Origin of the sequence: Streptomyces sp. C36 (assembly GCF_040932295.1) — a bacterium.
In the GTDB taxonomy this organism is placed as follows: Bacteria; Actinomycetota; Actinomycetes; order Streptomycetales; family Streptomycetaceae; genus Streptomyces; species Streptomyces triculaminicus.
This window is the reverse complement of the sequence record NZ_JBFQGI010000022.1, coordinates 1-4649: the sequence shown is the minus strand read 5'-3', so window position 1 is coordinate 4649 and position 4649 is coordinate 1. Positions and strand designations below refer to the sequence as shown.

Genomic DNA, 4649 nt, shown 5'->3' with positions numbered 1-4649 from the left:
CGGCCCCCAAGGGCAGCCGCCGCCAGCGGGTGCGGGAACTGCTGGATGTGGTCGGCCTCAATCCCGAGTACATCAACCGCTACCCGCACCAGTTCTCGGGCGGTCAGCGGCAGCGCATCGGCATCGCCCGCGGGCTGGCCCTGCGACCGGAGGTCATCGTCGCCGACGAACCGGTCTCCGCGCTGGACGTGTCGGTGCAGGCACAGGTCGTCAACCTGCTGGAACGGCTGCAGAACGAGTTCGACCTGTCGTACGTCTTCATCGCGCACGACCTGTCGGTGGTGCGGCACATCTCGGACCGGGTGGCCGTGATGTACCTGGGCCGGCTGGCCGAGGTGGGCACGGACGCCCAGATCTACGACCACCCCACCCACCCCTACACCCAGGCCCTGCTGTCCGCCGTCCCCGTCCCGGACCCCGACGCCCGCGAGCGGCGCGAGCGCATCCTGCTGACGGGCGACGTGCCCTCGCCCGCGCACCCGCCGAGCGGCTGCCGCTTCCGTACGCGCTGCTGGAAGGCCCAGGAGAAGTGCGCGCGCGTGGTGCCGCCGTTGGAGGTCCCGGACTGGTTCCGCGAGGGCGGCGGCCCGGCGGCACACGTCTCGGCGTGCCACTACGCGGAGGAGCGGCACGTGGTCCCGGTGCGGGAGCCGGGGGCGGAGGCGCAGGTGTCGTGGAACGGGCCCTGACGGCCTCAGCCGTCGCCCAGCTTCGTCGGGGCCGGCAGACCTCCGCCGAGGCGGGTGGGGTCGGGCAGCGGGGCCGCGTCGGCGGTTCTGGTGAAGGTGTCCTTCGTGCCGCTGTCCCAGGTGATGACCAGGGTCTTGTCGCCCGTGGGATCGACCTTGCCGTTGGCCCGGTCGGTGTTGCCGTCGGCGCAGCGCAGGGCGAGCGTGGCGGGCTTCGCGTCGCGGTGGAAGGAGCCGACGCACGCGCGCTTGCCGTTGTCGCTGTAGACGGCCGCCTTGTCCCCGTAGAGGGACAGGCCCACCGGGCCGTCCGCCGAGCGGGCCGCGTAGGCGCCGTCGAGGGGGCTGCCCTTCCCGGTGGCCGCCGTCGGCCGCGGGGCGGCGGACGGCGCGGCAGAGGCCGTACGGTCGTCGGCCTTGTCGCCGCCCCCTCCGGCGCACCCGGCCATCAGTACGGCCGCCAGCGCCGTCCCCGCCAGCTGTGCAGTTCTGCGCACGATTCCCCCCTGAATGCGGTGACACGTGATCAGAAACTAACACCGGGGCCGTTGTCAGACCCACCCCTTACAGTCGCCATCAGTTGTCTCGCACCACCTGACGGGGAGCAGTGATCAGGATGCGCCAGTTCGGCATCGACCTGTACGACCAGTGGACCGCGATGTGGAACGGGGACGCGACGCTCGCCGAGCGGATCATGGCCCCGGAGTTCCGCCTGCGCTACGCCCAGGCGGAGACCGAGGCCTTCGACGACATCCGCCACCGGGACCGGCTCACGGACGTCATCGCGGGCTGGCACCGTAAGCGGGCGAACCTGCGGTTCACGGCCGAGGGCATACCCGTCGTGGACCTCGACCCGTCCGACGGCCCCGCTCCGAGCGGCCGGGTCGCCCGCCCGTACCGGGCCACCTTCACGGACGGGTCCGGCCGGACGGTGGCCCGCAGCGGCACGGACATCCTCGCCTTCACGGACGGCCTCATCACCGAGGTCTGGTCCGTCTCCTCCGGGGCCGCGGGGCGGACCTTCTACCGGCCCTGAGGAGTGCGGCGTCCCGGGCCTCAGAACCCCCGGAAGACCCCGTCGGCCTCGGCCGCGTCCACGAACTCCTCGAAGTCCATGTTCGCGAGCGAGAGGTTGTTCTCGATCGACCAGAGCTCGGCGGCGACGACGCGGAGCGTACGGCCCCGCTCGTCCGCCAGGTCGACGCACAGCAGCGGCATCTCGTCCGAGGCCATGGCCACGTCGTCGACGAGGACGAGGAGGGCGTGGTCGTAGTCGTCCGGCACGAGCGCGACGAGCTCCCGGGCGGTGAGGCCCTCGCAGGAGGCGTCGTCGAAGAGGGTCACGTCCGCGACGAACTCGTCGCGCTCGGTCGGCGTCCCGATGGCCTCCCGGATGTCCTCCCACGCCTCCTGGTCGGAGAAGTCGGTGCGCAGCACCGGCGTGCACGCGGCGTCGGTGAGGAGGTCGGATATCGACGGACGTTCCTGCGTCACTGCTCTGGTTCCCTTCGGACATGCCCCGTGGTCTGCGAGGTCAGCAGAACGATCTCACCCCGTCACGCGCCGAGAACGGCCAGGTCCAGACGCGCTCAGGCGTACGGGGTCGACGACGATGCTCATCCCGGTGATCCGGCCGTCGACGATGGTCAGGGCGGTGACCGACACCGGCCTGTAGGCGACGATCGTGACGGTGTCCATCGCTCTGTTGACCAGCTCCGGGCGAACGCCCTCGGCGAAGCGAGGGAAGGCCAGGGCCTGGCCGGCGACGGTACGGGCACCGCGGACCAGCTTCGAGGTGAAAGGCCCTACGAGACCGCGCCGGTGTCGGCGTGCAGGACGACGTCCGGTTCGAGGAGAGTGACCAGGGACCTCAAAGTTGCCGCCGCGCGAGGCGGCCAGGAGGGCGTCGACGACGGCCCGCTGGCGGTTCAGGTCCGGGTCAGGGGTAGCGCTCCCGACTCGGACGCGGCGGCGGGCCCGGCTGGCCAGCTGGCGGGCGGCGGCCGGGGTGCCGCCGACCACGAGCGCGGTCTCGTCGAACGACACGCACACATGTCGTGCAGCACGCACGAGAGCCGCTCGGCGGGCGACAGCCGGTGCCGCCGGAAAAGCGGGGGCCGGTCCGCGCGAAAGACGTCCCGGCCACGGGACAGTGCGAGTGGAAGGGGCGACCGGCGCGATGGCGTGAGTTGGAGGCAAGCCTTGATGACGTAGACGTCCTGGGCCCATGTGCGATCCAGCGCCAGAAAATCGAGGCATCTCGGCCACTCGGTACGGCTCCACGCGATGGGATATCACTGATCGAAGCAGGTCAGCCATACGCCCTCATCTTCGATTAATCGTCAAGAGTCACAAATGAGCCGCCCGGGATAGCAAGCTCAGAAACAGCTCAAATTAAAGCTCAGAAAAAGCTCAAATAGAGCCGTAACCAGCCGCTTTAGCGAAACATCACCTCACGTGACATAGGTCACGAATCATGAACGTAGAGATCGCTAACCAACCTTGACTACAGTCCAGCTCGTCAAAGAAAGAGGAACCGAAACCCAAACAGAAGGGAACTGACATGAAAAAGAAAATGAAGGCGGGACTTTCTACGGTAATCGCGGCCGCATCCCTGACGGTAACCGCATTAATGACTTCCCCCGCATCCGCCGCAACAATACCTTTCGAGTGGGACGACTCGGTCGTCACCGACGTATACCCCCCCAACAGCAACTACAAGGGAATGAAGTGCAAGGGTATGCCCGGCTCCCCCGACATGGTCTGCTTCGAGAAGGACGGGGATCGCTGGTGGGTTCTCGACGCGAATCAAGACGGAATGTCGGCAGTCGGCGAATGGTACAACAAGCGCAACGGGCAACTGTACCGGCAAGGGGCCTGCGCCAACAGCAACGGAGCTCCGTCCTGGTCCATATGCCAAAAGGACTACTACGAAGACAGCACGATCACCTTCAGACTGGCGCACTACAGCAAGGGAGAAAAGGTCAACAATGGAGCCTGGTCGGATGATCTTCCTGCAGGCTAAATCAACTCCGACAGGCCGACGCGAACAGCATTAGGGGTTGACGGATTCGCGATTAGCGCTTCACGAGAGGACTGAGAACCGAGAACCGCTCCTCAGAGACTCGTCACCGGTCTGATGACGAAGTGCGTTAATCCCCTGCGGGGGCTGCAGTGCCGACCGTCTGTAAATTCTCACTCCCGACGCGCGGCATAGTCGATCAATCTTTCCCAGCTGGAAGCGTCTGCAACGAGATGGGGGCTGTCCCTGATCCGGGACAGCCCCCACGACACGTCGGGTCAGCGGGTGTTACGCCGCGCCCACCACCTGCTTCTCCTCGGCGAAGTGGCACGCCGACTCGTGCGCCGCCGGGGTCTTCTTGCCGGCGAACACCTCCGGCACCGCCAGCAGCGGCACCTCCTGGGCGCACTTGTCCTCGGCCTTCCAGCAGCGGGTGCGGAAGCGGCAGCCGGACGGCGGGTTGGCCGGCGAGGGCACGTCACCGGTGAGGATGATGCGCTCGCGGCCCTCGCGGGCGTCGGGGTCCGGGACCGGGACGGCCGACAGCAGCGCCTGGGTGTAGGGGTGCGTCGGGTGGTCGTAGATCTCGGAGTCCGTGCCGATCTCGGCCATCTTGCCCAGGTACATCACGCCGACGCGGTCGGAGATGTGCCGGACGATGGACAGGTCGTGCGCGATGAAGACGTAGGAGAGGTTGAACTCGTCCTGCAGCTTCTCCATCAGGTTGACGACCTGCGCCTGCACCGACACGTCCAGCGCGGACACCGGCTCGTCGCAGATGATGATCTCGGGGTTGAGCGCCAGCCCGCGGGCGATGCCGATGCGCTGCCGCTGACCGCCCGAGAACTGGTGCGGGTAGCGGTTGATGTACTCCGGGTTCAGGCCCACGACGTCCAGGAGCTCCTGGACGCGCTTGCGCCGGTCGCCCTTCGGGGCCA

7 protein-coding genes are annotated in these 4649 nt (G+C 67.8%); 3 read left to right on the top strand and 4 right to left on the bottom strand.

Going from position 1 to position 4649, the window contains the following annotated elements:
- The coding region (locus tag AB4K12_RS31190; RefSeq protein WP_368438160.1) for an oligopeptide/dipeptide ABC transporter ATP-binding protein at nt 1-689 on the top strand (689 nt) is incomplete at its 5' end.
- 5 nt (nt 690-694) lie between these two features.
- Here the strand turns inward: AB4K12_RS31190 and AB4K12_RS31185 are convergent.
- Nucleotides 695-1186 (bottom strand): hypothetical protein, encoded by a 492-nt coding sequence (locus AB4K12_RS31185; protein ID WP_368438158.1) that lies wholly within the window; start codon nt 1184-1186, stop codon nt 695-697.
- 119 nt (nt 1187-1305) lie between these two features.
- Between AB4K12_RS31185 and AB4K12_RS31180 the strand changes: the two genes are divergently transcribed.
- The gene (locus AB4K12_RS31180; protein ID WP_368438157.1) at nt 1306-1725 is read left to right on the top strand and encodes a nuclear transport factor 2 family protein; all 420 of its coding nucleotides are present in this window, start codon (nt 1306-1308) and stop codon (nt 1723-1725) included.
- Between the two features lie 20 nt (nt 1726-1745).
- Here AB4K12_RS31180 and AB4K12_RS31175 read toward each other — a convergent pair whose 3' ends face one another.
- Both AB4K12_RS31175 and AB4K12_RS31170 read right to left on the bottom strand, forming a co-directional pair.
- A complete protein-coding gene (locus tag AB4K12_RS31175; protein WP_368438155.1) occupies nt 1746-2183 on the bottom strand; it encodes a hypothetical protein in 438 nt (145 codons plus the stop codon).
- 54 nt (nt 2184-2237) lie between these two features.
- Entirely contained in the window at nt 2238-2735 is a 498-nt protein-coding gene (locus tag AB4K12_RS31170; RefSeq protein WP_368438154.1) for a hypothetical protein, read from the bottom strand.
- A gap of 517 nt (nt 2736-3252) precedes the next feature.
- On the opposite strand from AB4K12_RS31170, the gene AB4K12_RS31165 reads away from it, so the two are divergent.
- A complete protein-coding gene (locus tag AB4K12_RS31165; RefSeq protein ID WP_368438153.1) occupies nt 3253-3714 on the top strand; it encodes a hypothetical protein in 462 nt (153 codons plus the stop codon).
- Between the two features lie 285 nt (nt 3715-3999).
- Here the strand turns inward: AB4K12_RS31165 and AB4K12_RS31160 are convergent.
- Nucleotides 4000-4649 (bottom strand): oligopeptide/dipeptide ABC transporter ATP-binding protein (locus tag AB4K12_RS31160; protein WP_368438152.1); only part of this gene is annotated, 650 nt, incomplete at its 5' end.

Coding starts and splice junctions, on each gene's coding strand:
- AB4K12_RS31180 (WP_368438157.1), top strand. CDS start 1,306: ATGCGCCAGTTCGGCATCGACCTGTACGACCAGTGGACCGCGATGTGG.
- AB4K12_RS31165 (WP_368438153.1), top strand. CDS start 3,253: ATGAAAAAGAAAATGAAGGCGGGACTTTCTACGGTAATCGCGGCCGCA.